The sequence below is a fragment of the Methylobacterium tardum genome (assembly GCF_023546765.1).
Taxonomy (GTDB): domain Bacteria; phylum Pseudomonadota; class Alphaproteobacteria; order Rhizobiales; family Beijerinckiaceae; genus Methylobacterium; species Methylobacterium tardum.
Window position 1 is genome coordinate 3,311,739 of record NZ_CP097484.1, and the last position, 23,767, is coordinate 3,335,505.

Sequence of the window (23,767 nt, forward strand, 5' to 3'; positions counted from 1 at the left end):
CGTACGGCGATCTGCGCCCTGAGGCTCGTCGGCCGAAAGCGACGTATGATCGGCCGCGCCGCTCGGAGAACAATCCGCAAGCGGCCGCCGAAACGTTACAGCGCTCGCGGCATGCCCGGGAGCGTAGGCATGTGCCGCGCATAATTGCCAAGCCTATGCCCCGATCTTAGACCCAGCCGTACCCGACGCCACGGGCCGGGCGGGAAGCCTCCGGAGCCTCGCCGCCGGCGCTCTCCCTTCGCATGGACAGGCTTGCCGAGAGCGCCGCGGAGAGGGCGGTCTCCGATCCGGGGAAGACGGCGGGCTCGGCCCGGGGCCGGCGTTCGGCGCCATCGCTTTTCCCCTCACCGCGGGCGGTCCGGGCAAGAAGCCGGCCCGTCCCGCCATCGACGTTTTCCTAGGAGTACGATCATGATCGAGGTGATCCCGAACTGGCATCCGGTCGCGGTCCATTTCACGGTCGCCCTCCTCATCACGGCCAGCGTCCTCTTCGCCGCGGGGACCCTGTTCAGGAAAGCGGCATCGGGAGGCGCGCTCACGGCCGCCGCCCGATGGAACCTCGCGATCGGCGCGGCAGTCACGGTCGCGACCCTCGCCACGGGTTGGTCGGCGTACAACACGGTCGATCACGACGCGCCCTCGCACGCGAACATGACCGTCCACCTTCGCTGGGCCGTCGCCACCGCGCTCGTGTTCCTCGCCGCCGCCGGCGTCGCCTGGCTGGAGCGCCGGAAGGTCGCAGGCGCGGGCGTCCTGCTGCTGGTGCTCCTCGCCGGAGGTTCCGGGGCCCTCGTGGTCACGGGCTGGCTCGGCGGCGAGAACGTCTACCGTTACGGCCTGGGCGTCATGGCGCTCCCGAGATCGGGCGACCACGTCCACCCCGCAAGCGGCGGCCATCCCCATGAGCACGGCCACGACCACGAGACCGCGGACGCCCCAAAGACGCCCGATGCCGCCGCGGGCAAGGTAGTGACGCGCCCGGCGCCGGACGCCCCCTCCACACCGCACGAACACGCTCATTGACGGACGGGCCGCGGTGATACCCGTCCCGGGTACCCCCAAGCGCCCGTCGCATGAACGCGGCGGGGGTCCTGGCACCGGTGTGGCGGTCAATCCGCCGAGTGCGGCTTCGCCGTCGACACCGGCATGTGGCGAACTTCCAACACGCTGAGTTTGTGGGACATCGGTCGAGCACCACGGATTGCAGCTTCCACCCCGGCGTGAGAATGTCCGCGAAGATTAGGCAGGGGCCCTGATCAGTGAATGTCGTGCGCGCATTGCTGCTTGCCGTACTCGCCTTGGCCTTGGCCATCGCGCCGGCAGCGCCGTGCACCATGGGCCGGCAGTCGATGGCTCACCGCCATATAGCAGCCGCCGCGGCGACGCCTCTCGCGCACGCCGCCGGCGCCTTGGGCGGCCAGAACGAGCCGGACGAGGCTGGGATACGGGGGACTTCCCTCGCCGTGCCGGCGGCGGCCGCCGACGAAGGATGCCCCGGCCATCGGCATCGCCCCAAGCATCCTCCCTGCCCGGCGACCTGCTGCCCGCTCGCGTGCCAAGCCGCGCTTCCCACCCTGCCATGGGCGAGCATCACCCTGGAATTTCATCCGTCCGAGCGGGTCCTGATCGTCCAGGTGGACGGGGCCGTCGACGCGCATCCGCTACGGATCGAGCGGCCGCCGAGGCGCCAAGCGTGACGCGCGGGCGGATCTAGCGCCCGCCCCCGGCCGCTCCGAAGGGACGGCCTCGCACACCCACAACGAGCCGACGCCTTCGCTGGGCGCGACGCCGTCGCCGCTCGGCCCGCGGCCCGTGCAACGCCTGGGACTGCCTTCGGCCGTCCGCCTCAATTCGGGAAATCCAAGATGTTCAAGCTGCCGAGACCGGCCGCGCTCGCGGCGGTCCTGCCGCTCGCCGGCTGCTTGCCCGCCGCCGTTCCCGCCGGGCTCGTCCTGCCCTCGGAGCCGGACATCCCGGTCCGGCCGCCCCGCTACGCCAAGGTGACGCAGGGCGTGAAGGATTTCGGCGTCGCCGACCCTAAGGATTGGCGCGAGCTCAATCGTCAGGTCGCGCCGAAGGCCGGGTCCGGCGGGATGGGGGGCATGCCGGGCATGGACGGGATGCCCGGCATGGGCGGCAAGCGCGATTCGGGGGGGCGGTGATGGCCCGTCGCTGTAACCAAACGGGCGGCGGCGCCGGACTACCGGACATGAGTGGCACGACGACCGCGCCGGGACACGCCGGTACGACCGCGCGACCGCCGGACGAGGCCGTCCGGGGGCGGTTCGTGCGCGTGGCCGCGAGCGTTACCGGCCTCGGCCTCGCCTTGGGGGGCTGCGCGAGCTTCTCGCCGGACGCGGGCCTCTCCGTCGCAGGCGGCTACGCAGCGTTGGAACTGCGCAAGGACATCGTGAAGGCGGACGACCAGGGCGTCGCGCCGAGCGCGGACGCGCGCGTGGACGCGTTGCTGCGCCGTCCCCTGACCGCCGACGGCGCGGTGCAGGTCGCACTCCTGAGGAACCGGGGCTTGCAGGCCGCCTTCAACGACCTCGGCGTCTCCGAGGCGCAGTACGTGCAGGCCACGCTGCCGCCCTCGCCGCGCCTCTCGATCACGCAGTGGGGATTGGGGTTCAACACGGAGATCGAGCGCGCCGTCGCCGCCAGCGTGCTGGAGTTGGCGACGCTCCCGGTGCGCGCCGAGATCGCGCGGCAGCGGTTCACGGCCGACCAGTACAACGCGGCGGAGCAGGTCCTGCGGCTCGGGGGCGAGGCGCGCCGGCAATTCTACCGGACCGTGGCGGCCAACCAGGCGACCGCCTTCCTCGAACAGGCGCTGGCCGGCGCGGAATCCGCCTCGACGCTGGCCAAGCAGCTGGGCGAGACGGGCGCGCTGAACAAGCTGGAGCAGGCGCGCGAGCACGCCTTCTACAGCGAGTTGGGCGCGCAGCTCGCCAAGGCGCGGGTGCAGCAACGCGCCGAACGGGAGCGGCTCACCCGACTGCTCGGTCTCTGGGGGCGGGACATCGATTTCCGCCTGCCTAACGGCCTGCCGCCCCTGCCTGGGAGGCTCGTCGACGGGCACGCCATCGAGGCCGAGGCGATGAGCAAGCGGGCCGACGTGCAGGCCGCCCGCTTCGAGCTGCAATCGCTCGTGGGGCAGTTCGGGCTGAACCAGGCCAGCGGCTTCGTCAGCGTCTTCGATGCGGGCTTCGCGAACCGGTTCTCGCGGTCGAGGACCGCGGGGGCGAGGGCGGTGCCCCGAAGGTCGACAAGGCCAGCCTGAACGGGTTCTCGGCGGATCTCGTCATCCCGATCTACGACTTCGGGGCCACCGCTGTCCGGGGGGCGCAGGAAAGCTACATCGCCAGCGCCAACCGCCTGGCGGAGCGCGCGGTCAACGCCCGCTCCGAGGTGCGCGAGGCGTACCAGCGCTATCGCGGCCAGTACGACATCACCCGGCATTACCAGACGAGCGTCCTGCCCCTGCGGCGGACGATCCAGGACCAGGCGCTGCTCCAGTACAGCGGCATGCTGCTGGACGTCACGACGCTGATCGTCGACGCCCGGGCCAGGATCCTCAGCAACATCCAGGCGATCGAGGCGCAGCGCGACTTCTGGATCGCGGCGACCGACCTCAAGGCGGCGACTGTCGGCGGCGGTTTCTCGGGGGGCAACTTCGGCGGCGAGGCCGCCGGGGGCACCCCGGGGACGAGCCTCGCCGTCGCGACGCCCGGCGGCTGAGATCCGGACCCCGGACCGCCCATGACATTCGGAGGGAAACCATGACAGACATTTCGCGCAGGGGGATCCTGGGTGCGGGCGGCCTCGTGCTCGCCGGCACCTCCATGATCAGCGGGCGCGTCCAGGCCGCCGGGCTTCCGGAAGCCCCGATCATGGACAAGGCGACCATGCAGCCCCCGCTCTATCCGACGAGCGGGCCGGACTACCAGCCGGTGGTGACGCTCAACGGCTGGACGCTGCCGTGGCGCATGCGCGGCGACTGGAAGGAGTTCCACCTCATCGCCGAGCCGGTCGTGCGCGAGATGGCGCCCGGCATGGACGCGCGGCTCTGGGGCTACAACGGCCAGTCGCCGGGACCGACCATCGAGGCGGTCGAGGGCGACAAGGTCCGCATCTTCGTCACCAACCGCCTGCCGGAGGCGACCGCCGTGCACTGGCACGGGCAGACGCTGCCCAACGGCATGGACGGGGTCGCCGGCCTGACCCAACCCGGCATCCCGCCGGGCAAGACGTTCGTCTACGAGTTCATCCTCCGGCGCTCCGGCACCTTCATGTACCACCCGCACTCGGACGAGATGGTCCAGATGGCGATGGGCATGATGGGCTTCTTCGTCGTGCATCCGCGCGATCCGGCCGAGCGGCGGGTCGACCGCGACTTCGTCTGGCTGCTGAACGCCTACGACATCGAGGCCGGGTCCTATGTGCCCAAGGTCAACACGATGCTCAACATGAACATGTGGTGCTTCAACAGCCGGGTGTGGCCGGGCATCGATCCGATGGTCGCGCGCCAGGGCGACAAGGTCCGGATGCGCTTCGGCAACCTGACCATGACCAACCACCCGATCCACGTCCACGGCGTCGACTTCAAGGTCACCGGCACGGACGGCGGCTGGATCAACGAAAACTATCAGTTGCCGGAGGTGTCGGTCGACGTCGCGGTCGGGCAGATGCGGGCCATCGAGTTCAACGCCGACAACCCGGGCGACTGGGCGATCCACTGCCACAAGTCGCACCACACCATGAACGCCATGGGCCACAACGTGCGGACCTACATCGGCGTGAACCTGAAGAGCACGGCCAAGCAGATCCAGAAGATCGCCCCAGGTTACATGCCGATGGGTTCGACGGGCGGTGGCATGATGTCCGAGATGGAGATGCCGCTGCCCGAGAACACGCTGCCCATGATGACCGGCGCGGGCCCGTTCGGGTCGGTCGAGATGGGCGGGATGTTCACGGTCCTGAAGGTCCGTCCGGGACTGGCGGCCGGCGATTACCGCGACCCCGGTTGGTACAGGCATCCGGAAGGCACCCTCGCATACGAGTGGACCGGCGAGCCGATGCCGGAGCCGGCCCGCGCCCCGGACACCCCGAAGGCCCGGCGCGCCCGGCAGACCGACCTGCGGGTCGTCGATCCGCGGACGCGCCGCACGGCCTCGAACGCGGGCGGCCACGAGCACTAGGCGGACGCCCACAACGCGCCAGACGGCCTGCCGGAATCGCCACGAGCGAGGCAGGCGAACCCGTTCGGAACGGGAGCGATCCCGTCCGAAGTCCGCCGCGCCGGTCGCCGATCCCCTCAACGGCGCCGGCGTGGCGGTTCAATCGACCTGAGGAGAAGAAACCATGAGAAGCAAGTTCCCGCTCGCCGTCCTTTCGGCGGCCTTCCTGGCGGTCGCGGCGCCTGCATGGGCGCAGTCCGTGAAGGGGACGGTGACGAAGGTAGACCCGGCCGCGGGCAAGGTCACGCTCGACCACGCGGCGATCCCGAAGCTCGACATGGATGCGATGACGATGGCGTACCCCGTCAAGGATCCCGCGATGCTCAAGGATCTGAAGGCCGGCGACAAGGTCGATTTCGACGTCGCGGAGGCCGGCGGCGCGTACACCGTCACGAAGATCCAGAAGACGAAGTAGCGCCCTGGAGGGAAGCCCCGTGCGGCTTCCGCCCGGTCCCGCGCGAGGGCTTCGGAGCCCTGAGATGGAGCAACCATGCGACGCCTGATCCTGTCCACCGCGCTCGCGGCCGCGCTCGTCGCCCCGATCCCGCAGCACGCCGGCGCGCAGCCCGCCAAGGGCGCGCCCGCAGCCCTGGAGCGGGCGCGCGAAACGATGTCGAACCGTTTCCGGGACACGAAGCTGACCGGCGACCCGGACCGGGACTTCGCGGAGCTGCTGATCGCCAGCTACGAGGAGACGTTGTTCCTGGCCAAGACGCAGCTCGACTACGGCGGTGACCGGCAGCTGCGCGAGCTCGCGCAGAAGATCCAGGACGAGCAGCAGGCCAAGATCGACGCCCTGAAGCAGTGGCAGGTCCGCAGCCGCGAGGCCGGCTACCGGCCGCAGCCGAACCAGACGCCGTCGGGCGAGGGACCGTTGGACCGTCGAGCGAAGGGCGACCCGGCCCAGGGTCAGCCGGAAACGCCCCCCGCGGAGAAGGCGGCCCCGCAGCCGGCTCCGCAGGCGACGCCGTCGAACGCCCCGCTCGTCGCCGGAACCGTCAAGAAGGTCGGCGACGCCGCGGGCAAGGTGACCCTCGACCACGAGACCATCCCGAACATCGGGATGGACGCGATGACGATGGCCTACAAGGTCCAGGACCCGGCCATGCTCAAGGGCCTGAGGCCCGGCGAGCGGGTGCGGTTCTCGGCCGACCGCGTGAACGGTTCGATCGCCGTCACCCGCATCCAGAAAGCCAAGTAGTGGGATACGGCCGGAACGTCCCACGCCCGGCGGCACCTCGCGCCCTGGGCGTCCTCCTCGGCCTCGCCGCCGTTGCCGGCGCCGGGGCGGCCGCGGCGGAGGGCACCGCGGGACCATCCGCGACGGCCACGGCCCCCGGGAACGCCAAGGCCCGCGGTCGCACCGCCTATGGCGAACTCCTCATGCGGGAGGCGACGGCACGCGGGGTCCCGCCCGCGCTCGCCGAGGCGGTCGCGTTCGTCGAGAGCGGCTACGACGCCGGGGCGGTCGGAACGGTCGGCGAACTCGGGTTGATGCAGGTCCGGCCGGCCACGGCGGCGATGCTCGGTCATCGCGGGCCGGCCGCGGAACTTCTCGACCCTGCCACGAACATCCGCTTCGGCGTCGCCTACCTCGCACGGGCCTGGAGCCTCGCGGGCGGCGATGTCTGCCGTGCCCTGGCCAAGTATCGTGCCGGCCACGGCGAGGAGCGCATGACGCCGCACTCCGTCGATCACTGCCGGCGCGCCCACGACCGGCTGGCCGCCATGGGGTCGCCGCTCGCGGCGGTCGCGGCGACGGCCGGTCCCGGCATCCCGCGGACATCCGCATCGAAAACCCGCGCGGCGCCGACGGCCGTCATGTTCCTCGCGAACCGGTTCTGGGCCGCGCACGTCGCGCGCGTCCGGGCCGTCGAGATCCGGACCGCCCGGATCATGGAGGGCGGCTGATGCGGCCCGAATGGGCGGCGCTCCCGCCGCTCCCCTGGGTGCGCCGGAAGGCGCCGGTCACCCGTGCGCGTCGACGCATGGCCGCCCTGGTGCGCCGGCGGCGAATGGAGGGAGGCTCGGCATGACGTTCAAGCCTTACCCGCACGCGCGCGGCGACGGCTCCCTCGGCGATGGCTTGGCGATGCTGCGCGCCAGGGTGGCCCGGCGCATCGCCCTGGGCCCCTACTCCAGGCGGGTCTCGATAGGTTTTGGGCGGAACCTGTCGGTCGCCATCGAACCGCCGGTCGCCAAAATCCCGGTGCGATTGCGCGACTTCCGGCCGGACGACCTCGCGGCCCTCTTCCCCTCCGGCGGCGACGAGGCGGCGAAACGCGAACGCGATGACGTCGAGTGGCGATTGCGTGCCGCCGCGCACGGCGTCCTGCCGAGCCGCTGCTACGTGCTCGAAGAGGTCAGGTCGGGCCGCCCGTGCCACGTCCAGTGGCTCACCGACCCGGGTTACGGCGACGCGGTCCGTCGGTCCGGGGCCCTGCCGGTTCTGGCAGCCGACGAGGCCATGCTGGAGAACGCCTTCACGCCGAAGGGCTTCCGCGGCCTGGGCGCCATGGCCGCCGCCGTGTACCTGATCGCCGAACGCGCCCGGTCACTGGGCAAGGGACACTTGGTGGCCTTCGTCGACGCCGACAACGCCGCCTCCCTCAAGGCGGTCGAACGGGCGGGCTTCAGACCCTGTTCGATCCGCACGAGACGCCAGTTCGCCTTCGGGACGTTCCGAACCGTCCGATTCGAACCGCGGGCGGGGGCCGTGGGTCGCGGCGCGCGCGCCACGCCGCGGGACGAGGGCTACGGCGCTCACCCAGGGGACGGCATCCAGTCGGAGGTGGACGCACGAGAGGCGGAGCCGCCGGATGCCGACTGAGCCCATCAATCACGCCGGGCCGCGAAGCGCGCCCTCCCCTCCCGGACATTCGGACCGATCCGCCCCGTGACGGCAATCGAAGCCATCCACGCCCTCGCCCACAGGCTCACGGGCCTCGACTACCCACACGGCCACTGGTGGATCGTCGCCGATGCCCTCCTCGTCTTCGTCGTGGCGCCTGTGTGGACCGCGTGGCTCGTCGGCCGCGCCGCGCTGCGCCGCCGTCGGCGGACGGCGGATGCTGTCGCCGCGGCGGGAGCCACCGATGCCCTGCGGGACGCCCCGTCCCGTGGCCGTCGGCATCGCGGCTTCGCGCTCCGGCCGGGACGGCGCCTGGAGGCATACGTCCTGGGTGCCACGGCGGGCATCCAGGTCCGCTTGGTCTTCCTGTCTCTCGCCACGCTGCCGGCCGCCTGGCTGACCCTTGAGATACCCAAGCACATCGTCAACCACACGCTCGGCGACGCGCGGGGCGACGGGCATCCCGGCATGACGTTCCTGGGACTCCCCCTCGGCCGCACGGAACTCCTGTTCGCGCTGTGCGCCGGCTACCTCGCCGTCCTCACCGTGAACGGCCTCCTGAAGTACGCGGCGAACCGGGTCCGCGGACGCGTCAACGAGCGGGTCGTGCGACGCCTGCGCCTGGCCGTCCTGCGGCGCGTGCGGACGGAGCGCTCGGTCGAACGCCGCACGACGCTCTCCGCCGTGGCGGTCCAGGAAGTCGAGCCCATCGGCTACTTCGGCGGCAGCCTCGTCGCGGTCCCCATCGTGCAGGGGGGCGTGCTGGTCACGAGCGTCGCCTTCCTCCTGCTCCAGGACGTCGCCCTTGCCTTCGCCGCGCTGATCATGCTGCCGGTGCAGCTTACGGTCCTGCCGCGCCTCCAAAGGCGTCTGAACGCGAAGGTCCGGCAGCGCGTCCTCGCCACGCGGACGCTGGGCGCCCTCGTCACCACGCCCGAGGTCGCCGGGCGTCCGGGCCTCGCCCCTTCCGCGGCGGAGCGCGATGCATCCGCCTCGTCGTTGCGGCGCCACATGGCGCACGTCGAGGAGCTTGAGCGGCTCCGCGTCGCCATCAACGACATGAAGGGCGGCATCAAGAGCCTGTACAATTACACGTCCAACCTCACGCCGTTCTTCTTCTTCCTGATCGGCGGCTATCTCGTCGTGCAAGGCCGCCTCACGCTCGGCGCCCTGGTGGCGGCGCTCGCGGCCTACAAGGAGATCGCGCCCGCCCTCAGGGAGCTGTTCGATTTCGCCCAGGATTGGTCGGACGCGGCGGCGCGCTTCGCCGAGGTCACGCGGGCCGTCGACCTTCCGGCTGCCGTTCAGCCAGGCATCACGAGGTCGGTTTCGGCACGGGAGGCGGCCTAGCCGACGGGCGCCCAACCTGTGCCGTTCCCCGACCGCGGCCTCCCCCCGCTCCGCCTCCCGGGGCCCGCACCATACGAGGTCCTGGCGCGGCCGCCCCCGGTAGCGAAGGCGACCGCGGCCCTCGGGGCTCCACCGTCGGTGCTTCCGGCCACGGCGACGTCGCGTGCCCTAAGGCCGTCCGGCGCGGCTCGGCCGGCGGCGATGCGAGCACGCTCCGGATCACACCGGCGTTCGAGCCGAGCGAAGCGGTCGCGGGGCCGGGTCGGTCGCGGCGTCCAGACTCATCCGGGTGCGCCGACGTGCCTCGACGGAACTAGGAGTGGGGCGATGAGGATCGGGGAGGTGGCACGCGCCTGCGGGATCTCGCCCAAGATGATCCGCTACTACGTGCGGACGGGCCTGATCCCGACACCGACCCGGTCGGTGTCGGGCCTTCGGGTTTACGCCGAGGACGAGGTGCGCAGGCTGCGGTTCGTGCACGCGCGGCATCCGTCGATAGTCGCGCCGCCGCTGGCTGCCATGGGGCGCGCGTGCGCCACGTTCACAATCCTACGATTCTGGGCAGGTTTCTGGCTGCTGCGCCGGCAGTGTTTTTGTCCTTAGCGCGCCAGACTGGGACGCTTTGCATCAGGCGACCCGCACGGCGTTCGGATGGGTTTGCGCAAGCCGACCTCGGTTTTGGCGCAGCGCCACTCACCGGGTGGGCGTGATGGAGCTAAACAGTATGGCTGCTCAGCCCTTGCAGCAGCTCGCCGGTTCATTTCGTTCCTGAGCTTCCTGGATCGGCGGGCACGGGACATCGCCGTACGAGCAGAATACACAGCAATCGCCCTTCTTCGGGCGGAGCAGAGTGCCGCAGCCAGGGCATTCGTAGAAGAACTGGCAGGCGTCGGTCGGCATCGTTTCCGAAGCCCGGTGCCCACAATGCGGACAGGTCAGGATCGAGATCAGCTTCATCAGGCTGTCCGCAGCATCTTGATCAGGGCGGGCTCAAAGTAGCTCCCGGCCGCAGCGGCGGCGATGAACAGCGTGGCGAGGCTGAGAAGCACCAGGGGGCGGATGACCGACGCGGAGCTGGGCATGATCCATCCGGCCCGCAAGCAGCCCGTCGCCGCCGCGCGTAGAAGAACCAGCCGGCGATGACCGCCAGGACGCTGACGAGCATCAGCGGCGTGCGAAGAGAGGCGAGCACGCCGAGGACCGTGAAGACCCCAGCACCGATCCCGAGGCCGCCCAAGACTATGGGCAGCACGCAGCACGACGAGGCCGCCAGGGCACCGAGCCCCGTGATGGCGCCGAGCGCAGCGATGCTGCCAACGCTGACCGCGGCCGGTTCGTGGACGGGTCGTTCGGCAGGCGGTGTCTGATCGAGGGTCATGTCTCGTATCCATCGTGATCCTCGGCTACCCTGCATCCTGTAGCCACTACAGGATCAAGGGCGATCTTCATGGGTACGGCTAAGGGGGCGCGAAGCGGGGCCCTGACCATCGGTCAATTGTCGCTGCGGACCGGCGTCAACATCGAGAACATCCGGTACTTCGAGAAGGTCGGCCTACTCCCTTCGCCCCCGCGCACCGAGGGTGGCCATCGGTCCTACGGCGTCGAGCACGAGCGCACCCTGGCCTTCATCCGTCGCGGACGCGAACTTGGCTTCACGCCGAACGAGGTTCGGGCGCTGCTCGAACTGCGTCGGCCTGGTAAGGCAACCTGCCGCGAGGGACAGGGGATCGCGAGGCACCACCTTGACCGGGTGCGTGCGAAGATCGCGGACCTGTCAAGGCTCGAACGTCTCCTGGCCGAAACCATCGAGCAGTGCCCCGGTGGGGCGGCTCCTGGATGCCCGGTGCTCGATATGATCGACCCCGCCGAGTGAGCTTCGGAGCACCCATCCGACGCCTGCATCCTCGGTAGACCCAGAGGCCCCCACCGTCGGTCCGCTCCGGCCGCGAACCAGAGCGGTTACAGGAAGCGGTCCTGGCATTCGGTTGCTTCAAACCTCGAATGTTCGGAAGTCCCAATCACGGCTGAGCCCGGCCCTCCCGAAATATCATGTCGTCTTCCTGATCGAATGTCGGCGACGATGCGCTCCGGGGCCGGGCTCCCTGCTTCGCTTCCGGCCTTGTGGGACGCCGGCTCCGGGTAGCGCGGTGGCCCTCATCCTCGCAGCAGGCATGGTCCGAGAGGACCTCGATGACACGGCACTCGCCGACCCGGCCTTGGCCGCACGCGTCGGTCATGCGGGCGAGCTCGCCCTTCAGGGCCATGAGCCGCTCGATGCGGCGCTCGACCTCGGCCATGTGACGCCGGGCGATCTTGTCGACCTCGGCGCAGGAGCGGTCGGGCTGGGCGGCCAGCGCCAGTAACTCACGGATGGCGTCCACCTCGAAGCCGAGCTCGCGCGCGTGGCGGATGAAGGCCAGGCGCTCGATGTCAGCCCGCCCATAGCGGCGGCGGCCGCCTTCCGTCCGCGGCGGCGGCGGCATCAAGTCGGCCGTCTCGTAGTAGCGGATGGTCGTGGCGAGCACGCCGGTACGCCGCGACAGCTCGCCTATCGACAGCTCCATTTTTCCGCTTGCTCCTCTAGTCGCTGGAGGAAGTAGGCAGTCGTCCACGACTTGGAAAGGAGGCGTCATGGCCAAGGAGTGCTGCGGCTCGACCGTTGGCTGTCAGGCATCGAGGGCGGAACGTGCGCATCCGGCGGCGCCGCCGCAGGTCGTCGCGGGGGGCGATTGCGGCACGGGGGATGCCTGCGGCTGCTCTGGGGGCGTGCCCGTCTTCGACGGGGTCGACCCGCGCTACAAGCGCGTGCTGTGGACGGTCATCGCCGTCAACGGCGCCATGTTCCTGACCGAGATGGCCGCCGGGCACCTTGCCGGCTCGCAGGCGCTCCAGGCCGACGCCCTCGACTTCCTGGGCGACACGGTCACCTACGGCCTGAGCCTCGCGGTCATCGGAGCGTCCCTCAGGGCTCGGGCCACGGCGGCGCTCGCCAAGGGGCTGTCCCTCAGCGTGATGGCAGTCTGGGTCTTTGGCTCGACTGCCTACCACGTCCTGGTGCTCGGGGTGCCCAAGGCCGAGGTCATGGGCGTCATCGGGCTGATGGCCCTGGCAGCCAACCTCGGCTCGGTACTGCTGCTGCGCCCCTACAAGGACGGCGACGCCAACGTGCGCTCGGTCTGGCTGTGCTCGCGCAACGACGCCATCGGCAACGTCGTGGTGATGGTGGCTGCGCTCGGTGTCTGGGGTTCCGCGTCGGCCTGGCCCGACCTCGCCGTCGCGGCGGTGATGGCCGGCATCTTCCTGACCTCGTCGGTGCAGATCCTGCGGCAGGCCTGGGCGGAGTATCGCGAAGGCGCCGTCACGACGCGAACCGCGGCGTCCGGATAAGGCGCGCACCGATCCGCGTACAGACCAAGACGGATACAGGGACGACCATGACATCACACGACGCACGCGCAGGACATGATCACGGATCGCATGACCACGACGGCGAGGCGGGTCACGACCATGCCGGGCATTCCCATGGGCCAGGGCACAGCCATGCCCCCGCAAGCTTCGGGACGGCATTCGCCATCGGCATCGCGCTCAACGTCGGCTTCGTGGCCGTCGAGGCGACCTACGGGGTCCTGGCGAACTCGGTGGCCCTGCTCGCCGATGCCGGCCACAACCTCTCGGACGTGCTCGGCCTCATCGTGGCCTGGATCGCGACGGTGCTGGCCGTGCGGGCCCCGAGCGCGCGGTTTACCTATGGGATGAAGGCCTCGTCGATCCTGGCGGCCCTTTTCAACGCCGTGTTCCTGCTGGTCGCCGTCGGCGCCATCGCGTGGGAGGCGATCCAGAGGTTCGGTGAGCCCGTCCCGGTCGCAGGCAAGACCGTGATGGTCGTGGCCGCAATCGGCATCCTGGTGAACGGCATCACCGCGTGGCTGTTCGCCTCCGGGGCCAAGGGCGACATCAACATCCGCGGGGCGTTCCTGCACATGGCGGCCGACGCCGCCGTCTCGGCCGGGGTGGTCATCGCCGGCCTCGTCATCCTCTACACCGGATGGACGTGGCTCGATCCGGTGGTGAGCCTCGCCATCGTGGCCGTCATCGTCTGGAGCACGTGGGGGCTCCTGCGAGACAGTCTTACGCTGTCCCTCGCCGCCGTCCCGCCGGGCATCGACCCGGTCGCCGTACGCCGCCACCTCGAAGGGCTGCCCGGCGTCGCGGCCCTGCACGACCTGCACATCTGGGCGATGAGCACCACGGACACCTGCCTCACGGCGCACCTCCTCATGCCCGGCGGCCGTCCCGACGACGCCTTCCTGATGGCGGCGGCCACCGGCATCAGGGAGCGGTTCGGCATCAGCCACACGACCCTCCAGGTGGAGACGAGCGAGGCCACCGCCTGCGCCCTGGCTCCGGACCACGTGGTCTGAGCGCGGCATGCAAGCCTGGTCCTATACCCTGATCCCCGCCGCGGCCGCCGTCGTCGGCGCGGCGGTGGCGGTCAACCTGCGGCCGGGCCCCGTCCTGGTCAGCGCCATCCAGCACTTCGCCGCGGGCGTCGTCTTCGCGGCGGCCGCGGGCGAGATCCTGCCCGACGTCAAGCATGCCGGATCGCCCTGGGCCATGCTGGTCGGGGGCGCGCTCGGCGTCGCCGCGATGCTCCTCGTCCGTATCCTGGAGAAGCGGGTGAAGGGGCCGGCCGGGCTGATGTCGGTCACCGGCATCGACATCCTGGTGGACGGCCTCGTCCTCGGCATCGCCTTCGCGGCCGGGGCGAAGGCCGGCATCCTGCTCACCGTCGCGCTGACCATCGAGGTGCTGTTCCTGGGACTAACCGTGGCGAACGAACTCGGCGAGGGCGGCGCGTCGAAGGGCAAGGTGGTCGGCCTGACGGCCGCCCTCGTGCTGCTGCTCCCGCTCGGAGCCCTGCTCGGCGGGCCCGTCGGCTCGCTGCCCGCCGCCGTCCAGGCCGGCTTCCTCTCCTTCGGCCTGATCGCCTTGCTGTACCTCGTGACCGAGGAACTCCTCATCGAGGCGCACGAGACCGAGGACCGCCCCTGGGTGACGGCGATGTTCTTCGCGGGCTTCCTGCTGCTGCTCCTGCTCGACGGGATGATCGGCTAGGCTGTATCCGGAATGCTTGCCGCGGGCGAAACCAGGTCCCTCCCGGACGAGGCCCACATCCTGCTCGCCGAGGACGACGACGGCATGCGCGTGCTCGTCGGCCGCATCCTGCGGGAGAGCGGCTTCCGGGTCACGGGCTGCCGCGGCGGCGCCGAGATGTGGTCGCTCCTGCCCGACACGCCGGTTGACCTCGTCCTCCTCGACGTCATGCTGCCGGGCGCGTCCGGGTTCGACCTGCTCAGGGCCCTGCGGGCGAAGGGCACCGTCCCGGTCATCATGCTGAGCGCCCGCAACGAGGAGGCGGACCGGGTGCTCGGCCTGGAACTGGGCGCCGACGACTACGTCGCCAAGCCGTTCGGGCGCCCAGAACTCCTCGCCCGGATCCGGGCGGTGCTCCGCCGGTCGGCGCTCGCGCCGGTGCCGAGCGCGGCGTCGCGGCCGGAATCCTCGCCTTCGCCGGCTGGCGGCTCGACCTGCGCAGCCGCGCCCTGACCGATCCCGAAGGCGCCGCCGTCGACCTGTCGGGCGCCGAGCACGACCTGCTGCTGGTGTTCCTGGAACACCCGGGCCGGGTGCTCGGCCGCGAGCAGATCCTGGAGATGGGCCGCGGGCGCCTCTCCGCGCCGTCGGACCGCAGCGTCGACACCCTGGTCAGCCGGCTGCGGCGCAAGCTCGAACCGCCCGCGGGGACGGCCGCCGTCATCAAGACGGTGCGGGGCACCGGCTACATGCTGGCCGCCAAGGTCGAGCGGGCATGAGGGGCGTCCTCGGCCTCGCCCGCAGCCTGGAGGGGCGCACCGTCGTCGTCCTGCTCCTGGCCGTGCTCCTCGTCCATGGCGGCGCGCTGGCGATCTACCGCCTCTCGGCGGCGGCCGCCGCCGACGAGGCCTTCGCCACCGAGGTCGCCCGCCAACTCGTCATCGCGCGCGAGGCCGTGTCGCGGCGCCCGCCGGAGGAGCGGGCTGACGAGGCCGAGGCCCTCTCGTCGAACCATTTCGAGATCGGCTGGGACGCCCCAGCGCCGGCTCGCCCCCCGGGGCGACCGATCCCGCGCTCCCGGACCTGCGCGACCGCCTCCTCGCCCTCGAACCGGTCCTCGGGGCGGGGCTCGCCCTGAACCTGGAGGCGCCGGACGAGCCGCTCCACCGGCAGGACCTGCGCGGGATCATCCCGCTTCCGGACGGGAGCGCGCTGACCTTCCGGTCCGCGCACGCCCCGAGCCTCGTCCCCGTCGCGCCCTGGGCCTCGCTCGCCACCGCCATGGCCATCCTCGTCGGGGTGGCCGCGGTCGTCCTGATGCATCGGATCGCCGGCCCCTTGCGGGAGCTGACCCGGGCCACCGGACGGATCGGCCACGGCGCCCCCGTCCGGGTTCCCGAGATTGGTCCCGACGAGACCCGAGGGATCGGCCGTGCCCTCAACGCGATGCAGGAGCGCATCCACCGGCTGGTCGGCGAGCGGACGCAGGCGCTCGCCGCCGTGTCCCACGACCTGCGAACGCCCATCACCCGGCTCCGCCTGCGCCTCGACCACGTCGAGGACCCGGCCGGGCGCCGCGCCATGGCCTCCGACCTCGGCGACATGCAGGCGATGGTCGACGCGACGCTGGCCTACCTGGGGGGCGACGCCGACCCGGAGCCGCGGCAGGTCACCAACGTCGCGAGCATTTTGATGGGGGTCGCCGACGCCTCCGCGGATGCCGGCCGGGCGGTCGCATACGGAGGACCCGGCCGGGCCCTGGCGACGGTGCGCCCAGTCGCCTTCCGGCGGGCGCTGGAGAACCTCGTGGACAACGGCGTGCGCTACGGCGCGCGGGTGCGCATCGCCCTGGCGGCCGAAGAGACAGCGCTGGTCTTGCGCATCGGCGACGACGGGCCCGGCATCCCGGCATGCGACGTCGCCTGCGCCTTCGAGCCCTTCACCCGCCTGGAGGGGTCGCGCAACCGAAACACCGGCGGGACCGGACTCGGCCTGACCATCGCGCGGCGGGCCGTGGAAGCGGAGGGAGGCACGCTCATCCTGACCACGAGGCCGGAGGGCGGATTGCGGGCCGAGATCCGCGTGCCCCGGGCTGGGCGCGGCGGCTGACACACTTCGTCACGAACGCGGCGTCCCGGAGACAAACGGCTTGGCTATCTCGGACTTCGAAGCGGCCGACGCGGTCGGCGCCGAACAGGAGACCGACAGATGAAGCGCACGCTCGCCGCCGTCCTCGCCGCCGGGATGCTGGCCGCGGCCACGGGGTCCGCCTTCGCCGTGGACAGCCACGGCAATGCCTCGAACCCCGAGCGCGCCGTCCCGAACACCGGTGGCGTGTCGGGCGGCCCGGCCCATCGCGACGACCCGCGCGTCAGCGAGGCCCGTGAGAAGCGGCCCGACGGCAAGCCGGCGCATTCGGACAACGACGGGCATGCCCACGGGCACAGCCACGACAAGCCCGGCAAGAAGTGAGCTCGCCGGGCAGGCCGCGGGGGCGGGAGGCGCGGACATGCGGATGCTGCCCCTGCTCGTCGTCTTCGCGCTCCTGGCCGCGGTGATCGGCTACGCGCTCGCCGAGCCTGCTCGGCACGTCGTTCACGATGCGCCGACCCCTCGCGCGTCGTGATGCGCCCGCACCGGCGCGAGCCGGTGCGGGCGACCTCTTCTCGACGCCAGGCGGCGACCTCAGTCGCCGAAGTCGTGATGGTGATGGTGCCGCTCGAACCGGCCCGGCCCGTAATCCTCGCGGCGCGGGTGATGGTGCCGGACCACGACGTCGTCATGGTTGCCGTGGCGGTAGACATCGACATGGTCGTGCGGCCGCCGCTCGCCGTAGCCGTAGCCGCGCTCGTAATACTGGGCCGAGGCCGCGGCCGGCGCGAGGAGGATGGCCGCCGCCATCAAGCCTGCTAGGTGCCGTCGCATCGCTGTCTCCTCCGGGGATTCCTATTGCGGCGGTTTGCGCGGCGGCCGTTGAACAGGTTCTGAGACCGTCGTTCAGGAAGCCGTCACCCCAGGTTCGCCGACGTCCTCGAAATGCGAGGGGCCGGGCCGGACGTCGCTGCCCCCGGCCCGGCCCCGTCGCGATGTCAGCCGCTCAGTGGCGGTGCTCTTCCACGACGGTCTTCTCGTGATGGTCGTCATGATGTTCGTGCACGACCGGCCGGTCGCGATGGTTCTCCTCGACGGTGGTGTGCGTATGGTCGACATCGCGGCGGTGGCCGTCGCCGTGAACCCCGACTCCGCCGGGGCCGACGTCCACGTGCTGGGCGAGCGCACCGACCGGCGCGAGGGCCAGGGCGGCCGCGGCGGCGGCGGCGAACATGATCTTCATCCAAGGATCTCCATGTTTCGCGGTCGGCCGGGAATGCGGCCCCCGCGAAACCGTTCCCGGATTTTCCTCGCCCGGTATTCGTCTCGGCCGAGCGAGAAACGGCTTGGCCGCTTTCGCGTCGTGACCGCGGCTGACCTTGCATGGCGGCCACAAAATCTGTTCAGACCGGGTTCAAGAGGCCAGGACGATGCCTTGTCCGATCCGGGATAAATCGCGCATAAGGCCGGAGATGGGTTCAGGACGCGGGCATAGCCGCAGGTGGGCGGCACGGGGATGGTGGGCGTTCGCCGCACGCCTGCTCGCGCTCGCCCTCGCCCTGTCCCTCGTCGCGCCCGCCGCCGGCCTCGCCGCCGACGTCGCGTACCACGATGGCGGCGGCAGGCACGTCACGGAGATCGCGAGCATTGAGGCCGCGCCCGACACCGGCGCGACCGACCCCGGCATGGCCTGCCACCTCCATTGTGGCTGCCACCAGGCGGCACCCGCCGTGGCGGACTTCTCGGAGCCGGTCTTCGGGGTCGCCCGGCTGGCCTATGCGCATTTGAGCCAGACGGTTTCCTCCGTCTCGCCGGACCGCCTGCCGAGGCCCCCCCGCGCCTGAGGTGACGCCGCAGAGGCGCGTCCCGAACCCGGAGCCCGCGCTCCGGGCCACTCCTCACGCCACAGAAGCGGGACTGCCGCGTCCGTCCGAACGGCGCCCGATCCCGGCCGAGCAGGTCTCATGCGCATCCTCATCACCGCGGTCCTCGTGGCCGCCGGCATCGTCGTCGGCGCCGCCGTCCCCGCCATATCCGCGTTCGTCCGCGGCCTCCTGACATCGGCCGGGCTGCCGCCGGCCATCCTCACCTTCGCCGCCGGCCCGCCCCTGGCGGGAAGGCGCCGAAGGATGAGGCCGACCATGCCGAAGGCGACGGCCACGACCACGGCAAGGCCGCCGCGCCGAAGGCCGAGGGAGCCCACGCTCACGGCGAGCACGAGCATTCCGAGGCGGAGGGCGAGGAAGGCCACGTCAAGATGACGGCCGAGCAGGTCGAGGGGCAGGACATCGGCGTCGCCAAGGCCGAGGGCGGGACGCTCTCGCGACACGTCCTGGTGCCCGGCACCATCACGCCCGATACCGACCGGATCGCCCGCGTCCCCGCCCGCGTCGTCGGCACGGTGTCCGAGATGCGCAAGCGCCTGGGCGACGACGTCAGGAAGGGCGAGGTGGTCGCCCTCCTCGACAGCCGGGAAGTCGCCGACGCCAAGAGCGAGTACCTCACCGCGATGGTCCAGTCCGACCTCCAGAAGATCAACTTCGAGCGCCAGCAGAAACTCTTGGCGTCGGCGGCGGCATCCCAGGCGGCGTTCGACAACGCCAAGGCCGTGTTCCAGGAGAACCAGCTGCGCGTCGACCTCGCCCGCCAGAAGCTCTCGGCGCTGGGCCTGAACGCCGCCGAGGTCGCCGCCGCGCAGAAACGCGACGAGGCGACGCCGAACGCCTCGACGCTGCGCCAGTACGAGCTGCGGGCGCCCATCGCCGGCCGCATCGTGGAGCGCAAGGTCGATGTCGGCACGGCGGTGGGCAAGGAGGGCGACCCTGCCGACGTCTACACCGTCGCCGACCTCTCGACCGTCTGGATCGAGCTCGCGGTCCCCACCTCCGACCTCGCCGAGGTCCGGGAGGGCGCGCGGGTCACCGTGAACCGCGGCGGCCGCAGCGAGCAGGGCAAGGTGGTGTTCGTCAGCCCGCTGCTGAACGCCGACACCCGGTCCGCCCGGGTCGTGGTCTCGCTGCCCAACAAGGACATGGCCTGGAGGCCCGGCACCTACGTCACCGCCGAGGTCGAGACCGCGACGGACCAAGTGCCGGTGCGGGTCGCCAAGTCGGCGCTCCAGACCGTCGAGGGCAAGCGCGTCGTCTTCGTGCGCACGGACGAGGGCTTCGAAAAGCGCGAGGTCGAGCTCGGGCGCTCCGACGACGACGGCTTCGAGGTCGTCTCGGGCCTCAAGCCCGGCGAGACCATCGCGGTGGCCAACACCTTCCTCCTCAAGGCCGAGCTCGGGAAGAGCGAAGCCGACCACGACCATTGAGGAAGCCCGACATGATCAGCCGCATCCTCGACTTCTCCGTGCACCAGCGCTGGCTGGTTCTGCTCCTGTCGCTGCTGGCCGCCGGCTTCGGCGGCTACTCGGTCACCAAGCTGCCGATAGACGCGGTGCCCGACATCACCAACAACCAGGTGCAGATCAACACGACGGCGCCGTCGCTCTCGCCCGTCGACATCGAGAAGCAGGTCACCTACCCGGTCGAGACCGCGCTCGCGGGCATCAAGGGGCTCGAATACACCCGCTCGCTCTCGCGCAACGGCTTCTCGCAGGTCACCGCGGTCTTCGCGGAGAAGCTCGACATCTACTTCGCCCGCCAGCAGGTCGCCGAGCGCCTCGCGCAGGTGAGGCGGGACCTGCCGCCCGGCACCGAGCCCAGCATGGGGCCGATCTCGACCGGGCTGGGCGAGATCTACATGTGGTCGATCCATTACGCGAAGCCCGGCGAGCGCACGGTCTCGAAGGCGGGCAAGCCCGGCTGGCAGCCCGATGGCAGCTACCTGACCCCCGAGGGCCAGCGCCTGAAGACCGAGCTGGAGCAGACCGCCTACCTGCGCACCGTCCAGGACTGGATCATCCGCCCCCTAGTCAAGACCGTGTCCGGCGTGGCCGGGGTCGACGGCATCGGCGGCTTCGAGAAGCAGTACCACGTCCAGCCCGACCCGACGCGGCTCGCGTCCCTCGACCTGTCCTTCTCGGACGTCGCCCGGGCGCTGGAGGCCAACAACGCCAACCAGGGCGCCCGCTACCTGGAGGACAACGGCGAGGGCTACGTCGTGCGCGCCGCCGGCCGCCTGGAGAGCATGGACGAGATCGGCGACGTGGTCGTCGCCACCCGGGGCGGCGTGCCGGTGCGGATCAAGGACATCGCCGAGGTCCGCATCGGGCGCGACCTGCGCACGGGCTCGGGCAGCGAGGACGGCCAGGAGGTCGTCGTCGGCACCGCCCTGATGCTGATCGGCGAGAACAGCCGCACGGTGGCTGCCGCGGTCGACGCGCGCATGGAACAGATCCGCAAGAGCCTGCCGCCCGGCGTCGAGGTCCAGACCGTCCTCGACCGGACCCGGCTCGCCGAGGCGACCGTGAAGACGGTGGTGAAGAACCTGTCCGAGGGCGCGGCTCTCGTCATCGTCATCCTGTTCCTGCTGCTCGGCAACATCCGGGCCGCCATCATCACGGCCCTGGTCATCCCGGTCGCCATGCTGATGACCATGACCGGCATGGTCGAGGCGAAGATCTCGGCCAACTTGATGAGCCTCGGCGCCCTCGATTTCGGGCTGATCGTCGACGGGGCGGTGATCATCACCGAGAACGCCCTGCGCCACCTCGCAGAGAAGCAGCAGGAGCTGGGCAGGGGCTCGACACCGAGGAGCGCCTCCAGACGGTCCGCGCCTCAGCCGAGGAGATGATCAAGCCGTCGCTCTACGGGCAGGCGATCATCATCTTGGTCTACGTCCCGCTCCTGACCTTCACGGGGGTCGAGGGCAAGATGTTCGAGCCGATGGCGCTGACCGTGATCATCGCGCTCGTGGCGGCCTTCGTGCTGTCGCTGACCTTCGTGCCGGCGCTCATCGCCATCGTCATCACCGGCAAGGTCACGGAGAAGGACAACCTCATCATCCGGGCGCTCAAGGCCGCTTACCGCCCGGTGCTCGGCGCGGCGGTCCGGGCGCCGTTCGTCTTCGTCGGCGCGGCGCTCCTGCTGCTCGTCGGGGCGGGCATCCTGTTCACCCGCCTCGGGACCGAGTTCATCCCGCAGCTCGACGAGAAGAGCATCGCCCTCAACGCCACCCGAATCCCATCGACCTCCCTCACCCAGTCGCAGGCGATGCAGCTCAAGGTCGAGAAGGTGGTCTCGAAATTCCCGCAGGTGGCCTACGTCTTCTCGAAGACCGGCACCGCCGAGGTCGCCTCCGACCCGATGCCGCCGAACTCCTCAGACACCTTCGTCATCCTGAAACCCCAGGAGGAGTGGCCCGAGCCGAGCCTGTCCAAGGCCGAGTTGCAGGAGCAGATCGAGAAGGCGGTCGGGGCGCTCGCCGGCAACGTCTACGAGTTCTCCCAGCCGATCCAGCTGCGCTTCAACGAGCTGCTCGCCGGCACCCGGGGCGACCTCGCCGTGAAGGTGTTCGGCGACGAGTTCGAGCCGATGCTGAAGGCGGCCAACCAGGTCGCGGCGGTCCTGAAGGGCATCGACGGCGCCGAGGACGTCAAGGTCGAGCAGACGGCGGGCCTGCCGTTCCTGGAGATCAAGATCAACAAGGCCGAGGCGGCGCGCTACGGCCTGAGCACCGGGGCGATCCAGGAGGTCATCGGCGCGGCCATCGGGGGACGGGACGCCGGCGTCGTGTTCGAGGGCGACCGTCGCTTCCCCATCGTCGTGCGCCTGACCGACAAGGTCCGCGAGGACCGGGAGGCCCTGGAGAACATCCCGGTGCCGCTGCCGGCGGGCCCGAACGGCCGGGCGAGCTCGGTCCTGCTCAAGCAGGTGGCGAGCTTTTCGGTCACCGAGGGACCGAACCAGATCTCGCGCGAGAACGGCAAGCGGCGGGTCGTGGTCACGGCCAACGTGCGCGGGCGGGACATCGGCTCGCTCGTCGCGGAGGCGCAGGCGAAGGTTGGAAGCCGAGGTGCAGCTGCCGCCAGTTCCTACCTCACCTGGGGCGGGCAGTTCGAGAACCTCGCCTCGGCCAAGCGGCGGCTGATGGTGGTGGTACCGGTCTGCTTCTTCCTGATCTTCCTGTTGCTGTACTCGGCCCTGGGCTCGCCGCGGGACGCGCTGCTGGTGTTCAGCGCGGTGCCGCTTGCCCTCACCGGGGGCATCTTCGCGCTTTGGCTGCGCGGCATGCCGGTCTCGGTACCGGCGGCGGTCGGGTTCATCGCGCTCTCGGGCGTTGCGGTCCTCAACGGCCTCGTCATGCTGACCTTCATCAAGCAGCTCGTGGCGGAGGGCCGGCCGAAGCGCGAGGCCATCCTGGAGGGCGCCATGACCCGGTTGCGGCCGGTGGCGATGACGGCGCTGGTCGCCTCGCTCGGCTTCGTGCCCATGGCCATCGCCACCGAGACCGGCGCCGAGATCCAGCGGCCGCTCGCCACCGTGGTCATCGGTGGCCTGATCAGCGCCACCCTGCTGACCCTGATCGTGCTGCCGGCCCTGTACGCCCGGTTCGGCAAGGTTGTCGTCCCGAAGGTCGCGGAGCGGCCGCGGGAGCCGGGGCCACGACACCTCAAGGCGGCGGAGTAGACGAGATGCGACGCGTCCCAACCTGGTTGGCGGCTCCTTTCGCCTTCCTCGCGCTGACGGGTGCGGCTCCGGGCGCGGACGGAGGCGTCGGCGAGGCTCCGTTCGGCCTCGCGTGGGGGCCCGTCGCCGACGTGCCGCGCCCGCTCAAGGCCGACCGCGAGGCCAACCTGACCGCGCTGTACTACCCGCGTGGCTGGCGGCCGGCCGTCGGGTCGGCAACGGCCGAGGTCGTGCTGGTGGTCTGCCGCGAGGAGGGTCTGCAGGAGGTCGTCTGGGTGGGGCTCCCCCTGGCGGGCGAGGAACTCGCGCGCGTGCGCCGCGCCATCCACGACGAAGGGGTGCGCCGCTACGGCGAGCCGACACCGGGGCCATCGGCCGATTCCGAGCTCTGGCCCGGCGGTCGGGCTCTCCTGGCCAGCCGCGAGGCTCCGGACGGGCGGCACGAGCTCGTCATGGCGGCGTTCGGTCCCGGCTACGCGGCCTGCTCGGCCGCCCACCTCGCCGCGACCGGACACCCCGCCGGCGCGCACGTGGCCGAGCTCATCGGCTCCTCCGGCCCCTGAGGC

26 protein-coding genes and 3 pseudogenes are annotated in these 23,767 nt (G+C 71.0%); 24 read left to right on the forward strand and 5 right to left on the reverse strand.

Annotated elements, in window-relative coordinates:
* The first annotated feature begins 411 nt into the window (after positions 1 to 411).
* From M6G65_RS15840 to M6G65_RS15895, 12 genes are all read left to right on the forward strand, one after another.
* Positions 412 to 1,023 (forward strand): DUF2231 domain-containing protein, encoded by a 612-nt coding sequence (locus M6G65_RS15840; RefSeq protein ID WP_050735106.1) that lies wholly within the window; start codon positions 412 to 414, stop codon positions 1,021 to 1,023.
* 236 nt (positions 1,024 to 1,259) lie between these two features.
* A complete protein-coding gene (locus M6G65_RS15845; protein ID WP_064774651.1) occupies positions 1,260 to 1,697 on the forward strand; it encodes a hypothetical protein in 438 nt (145 codons plus the stop codon).
* Between the two features lie 168 nt (positions 1,698 to 1,865).
* A complete protein-coding gene (locus tag M6G65_RS15850; RefSeq protein WP_250104159.1) occupies positions 1,866 to 2,162 on the forward strand; it encodes a hypothetical protein in 297 nt (98 codons plus the stop codon).
* A gap of 47 nt (positions 2,163 to 2,209) precedes the next feature.
* Positions 2,210 to 3,283 carry a TolC family protein gene (locus M6G65_RS15855; RefSeq protein ID WP_250104160.1) on the forward strand — a complete coding sequence of 358 codons (1,074 nt, stop codon included), beginning with the start codon at positions 2,210 to 2,212 and terminating at the stop codon, positions 3,281 to 3,283.
* Positions 3,284 to 3,411: 128 nt separating this feature from the next.
* Entirely contained in the window at positions 3,412 to 3,741 is a 330-nt protein-coding gene (locus M6G65_RS15860) for a hypothetical protein (RefSeq protein WP_488600468.1), read from the forward strand.
* Between the two features lie 41 nt (positions 3,742 to 3,782).
* Positions 3,783 to 5,201 carry a multicopper oxidase family protein gene (locus M6G65_RS15865; RefSeq protein ID WP_043380886.1) on the forward strand — a complete coding sequence of 473 codons (1,419 nt, stop codon included), beginning with the start codon at positions 3,783 to 3,785 and terminating at the stop codon, positions 5,199 to 5,201.
* A 163-nt stretch (positions 5,202 to 5,364) separates the two neighbouring features.
* A complete protein-coding gene (locus M6G65_RS15870) occupies positions 5,365 to 5,655 on the forward strand; it encodes a copper-binding protein (RefSeq protein ID WP_050735102.1) in 291 nt (96 codons plus the stop codon).
* Positions 5,656 to 5,730: 75 nt separating this feature from the next.
* A complete protein-coding gene (locus M6G65_RS15875; protein WP_250104161.1) occupies positions 5,731 to 6,441 on the forward strand; it encodes a copper-binding protein in 711 nt (236 codons plus the stop codon).
* The gene (locus M6G65_RS15880) at positions 6,441 to 7,151 is read left to right on the forward strand and encodes a transglycosylase SLT domain-containing protein (protein WP_050735100.1); all 711 of its coding nucleotides are present in this window, start codon (positions 6,441 to 6,443) and stop codon (positions 7,149 to 7,151) included. Before M6G65_RS15875 ends, M6G65_RS15880 begins: the two co-directional genes overlap by 1 nt.
* Before the next feature lie 121 nt (positions 7,152 to 7,272).
* Positions 7,273 to 8,070, forward strand: coding sequence for a GNAT family N-acetyltransferase (locus tag M6G65_RS15885; RefSeq protein WP_050735099.1), 798 nt, complete (start codon positions 7,273 to 7,275; stop codon positions 8,068 to 8,070).
* A 66-nt stretch (positions 8,071 to 8,136) separates the two neighbouring features.
* Positions 8,137 to 9,441, forward strand: a complete 1,305-nt coding sequence (locus M6G65_RS15890; RefSeq protein WP_250104162.1) for an ABC transporter ATP-binding protein — start codon at positions 8,137 to 8,139, stop codon at positions 9,439 to 9,441.
* Positions 9,442 to 9,813: 372 nt separating this feature from the next.
* The gene (locus M6G65_RS15895) at positions 9,814 to 10,044 is read left to right on the forward strand and encodes a MerR family transcriptional regulator (RefSeq protein WP_230364969.1); all 231 of its coding nucleotides are present in this window, start codon (positions 9,814 to 9,816) and stop codon (positions 10,042 to 10,044) included.
* Between the two features lie 129 nt (positions 10,045 to 10,173).
* On the opposite strand, the gene M6G65_RS15900 is transcribed toward M6G65_RS15895, so the two are convergent.
* Positions 10,174 to 10,398: a GDCCVxC domain-containing (seleno)protein gene (locus M6G65_RS15900; protein WP_007563961.1), complete on the reverse strand. Its 225-nt coding sequence runs from the start codon at positions 10,396 to 10,398 to the stop codon at positions 10,174 to 10,176.
* The gene (locus tag M6G65_RS33485) at positions 10,398 to 10,523 is read right to left on the reverse strand and encodes a hypothetical protein (RefSeq protein ID WP_284042382.1); all 126 of its coding nucleotides are present in this window, start codon (positions 10,521 to 10,523) and stop codon (positions 10,398 to 10,400) included. Before M6G65_RS33485 ends, M6G65_RS15900 begins: the two co-directional genes overlap by 1 nt.
* A 365-nt stretch (positions 10,524 to 10,888) precedes the next feature.
* On the opposite strand from M6G65_RS33485, the gene M6G65_RS15905 reads away from it, so the two are divergent.
* Positions 10,889 to 11,314 (forward strand): MerR family transcriptional regulator, encoded by a 426-nt coding sequence (locus M6G65_RS15905; RefSeq protein ID WP_007563956.1) that lies wholly within the window; start codon positions 10,889 to 10,891, stop codon positions 11,312 to 11,314.
* Between the two features lie 145 nt (positions 11,315 to 11,459).
* Here the strand turns inward: M6G65_RS15905 and M6G65_RS15910 are convergent, their stop codons facing one another.
* Entirely contained in the window at positions 11,460 to 12,005 is a 546-nt protein-coding gene (locus tag M6G65_RS15910; RefSeq protein ID WP_347710489.1) for a MerR family transcriptional regulator, read from the reverse strand.
* Positions 12,006 to 12,072: 67 nt separating this feature from the next.
* On the opposite strand from M6G65_RS15910, the gene M6G65_RS15915 reads away from it, so the two are divergent.
* From M6G65_RS15915 to M6G65_RS15945, 7 genes and pseudogenes are all read left to right on the forward strand, one after another.
* Positions 12,073 to 12,828: a cation efflux transmembrane domain-containing protein gene (locus tag M6G65_RS15915; protein ID WP_050735098.1), complete on the forward strand. Its 756-nt coding sequence runs from the start codon at positions 12,073 to 12,075 to the stop codon at positions 12,826 to 12,828.
* Between the two features lie 47 nt (positions 12,829 to 12,875).
* Positions 12,876 to 13,862, forward strand: a complete 987-nt coding sequence (locus tag M6G65_RS15920; protein ID WP_250104163.1) for a cation diffusion facilitator family transporter — start codon at positions 12,876 to 12,878, stop codon at positions 13,860 to 13,862.
* Positions 13,863 to 13,869: 7 nt separating this feature from the next.
* Positions 13,870 to 14,556: a ZIP family metal transporter gene (locus tag M6G65_RS15925; RefSeq protein ID WP_007563950.1), complete on the forward strand. Its 687-nt coding sequence runs from the start codon at positions 13,870 to 13,872 to the stop codon at positions 14,554 to 14,556.
* Between the two features lie 12 nt (positions 14,557 to 14,568).
* Positions 14,569 to 15,314 (forward strand): annotated as a pseudogene (locus tag M6G65_RS15930) (response regulator transcription factor).
* Complete coding sequence (locus M6G65_RS15935; protein WP_250104164.1) at positions 15,311 to 15,673, forward strand: hypothetical protein; 363 nt, start codon at positions 15,311 to 15,313, stop codon at positions 15,671 to 15,673. Before M6G65_RS15930 ends, M6G65_RS15935 begins: the two are co-directional and overlap by 4 nt.
* A gap of 143 nt (positions 15,674 to 15,816) precedes the next feature.
* A complete protein-coding gene (locus M6G65_RS15940; RefSeq protein ID WP_250104165.1) occupies positions 15,817 to 16,644 on the forward strand; it encodes an ATP-binding protein in 828 nt (275 codons plus the stop codon).
* 99 nt (positions 16,645 to 16,743) lie between these two features.
* Entirely contained in the window at positions 16,744 to 17,007 is a 264-nt protein-coding gene (locus M6G65_RS15945) for a hypothetical protein (protein ID WP_007563945.1), read from the forward strand.
* Between the two features lie 213 nt (positions 17,008 to 17,220).
* Here M6G65_RS15945 and M6G65_RS15950 read toward each other — a convergent pair whose 3' ends face one another.
* On the reverse strand, positions 17,221 to 17,460 hold the full coding sequence (locus M6G65_RS15950) for a hypothetical protein (protein WP_250104166.1): 240 nt from the start codon (positions 17,458 to 17,460) through the stop codon (positions 17,221 to 17,223).
* 172 nt (positions 17,461 to 17,632) lie between these two features.
* On the reverse strand, positions 17,633 to 17,869 hold the full coding sequence (locus M6G65_RS15955) for a hypothetical protein (protein ID WP_007563940.1): 237 nt from the start codon (positions 17,867 to 17,869) through the stop codon (positions 17,633 to 17,635).
* Positions 17,870 to 18,098: 229 nt separating this feature from the next.
* Between M6G65_RS15955 and M6G65_RS15960 the strand changes: the two genes are divergently transcribed.
* The 4 genes and pseudogenes from M6G65_RS15960 (at position 18,099) to M6G65_RS15975 (ending at position 23,764) form a co-directional block, all read left to right on the forward strand.
* Positions 18,099 to 18,470, forward strand: a complete 372-nt coding sequence (locus M6G65_RS15960; protein ID WP_039902985.1) for a hypothetical protein — start codon at positions 18,099 to 18,101, stop codon at positions 18,468 to 18,470.
* A gap of 120 nt (positions 18,471 to 18,590) precedes the next feature.
* A pseudogene (locus M6G65_RS15965) lies at positions 18,591 to 19,942 on the forward strand (efflux RND transporter periplasmic adaptor subunit).
* Between the two features lie 11 nt (positions 19,943 to 19,953).
* Positions 19,954 to 23,201, forward strand: a pseudogene (locus M6G65_RS15970) (efflux RND transporter permease subunit).
* A gap of 5 nt (positions 23,202 to 23,206) precedes the next feature.
* Positions 23,207 to 23,764, forward strand: coding sequence for a hypothetical protein (locus M6G65_RS15975; RefSeq protein ID WP_007563933.1), 558 nt, complete (start codon positions 23,207 to 23,209; stop codon positions 23,762 to 23,764).
* Positions 23,765 to 23,767: the final 3 nt, after the last annotated feature.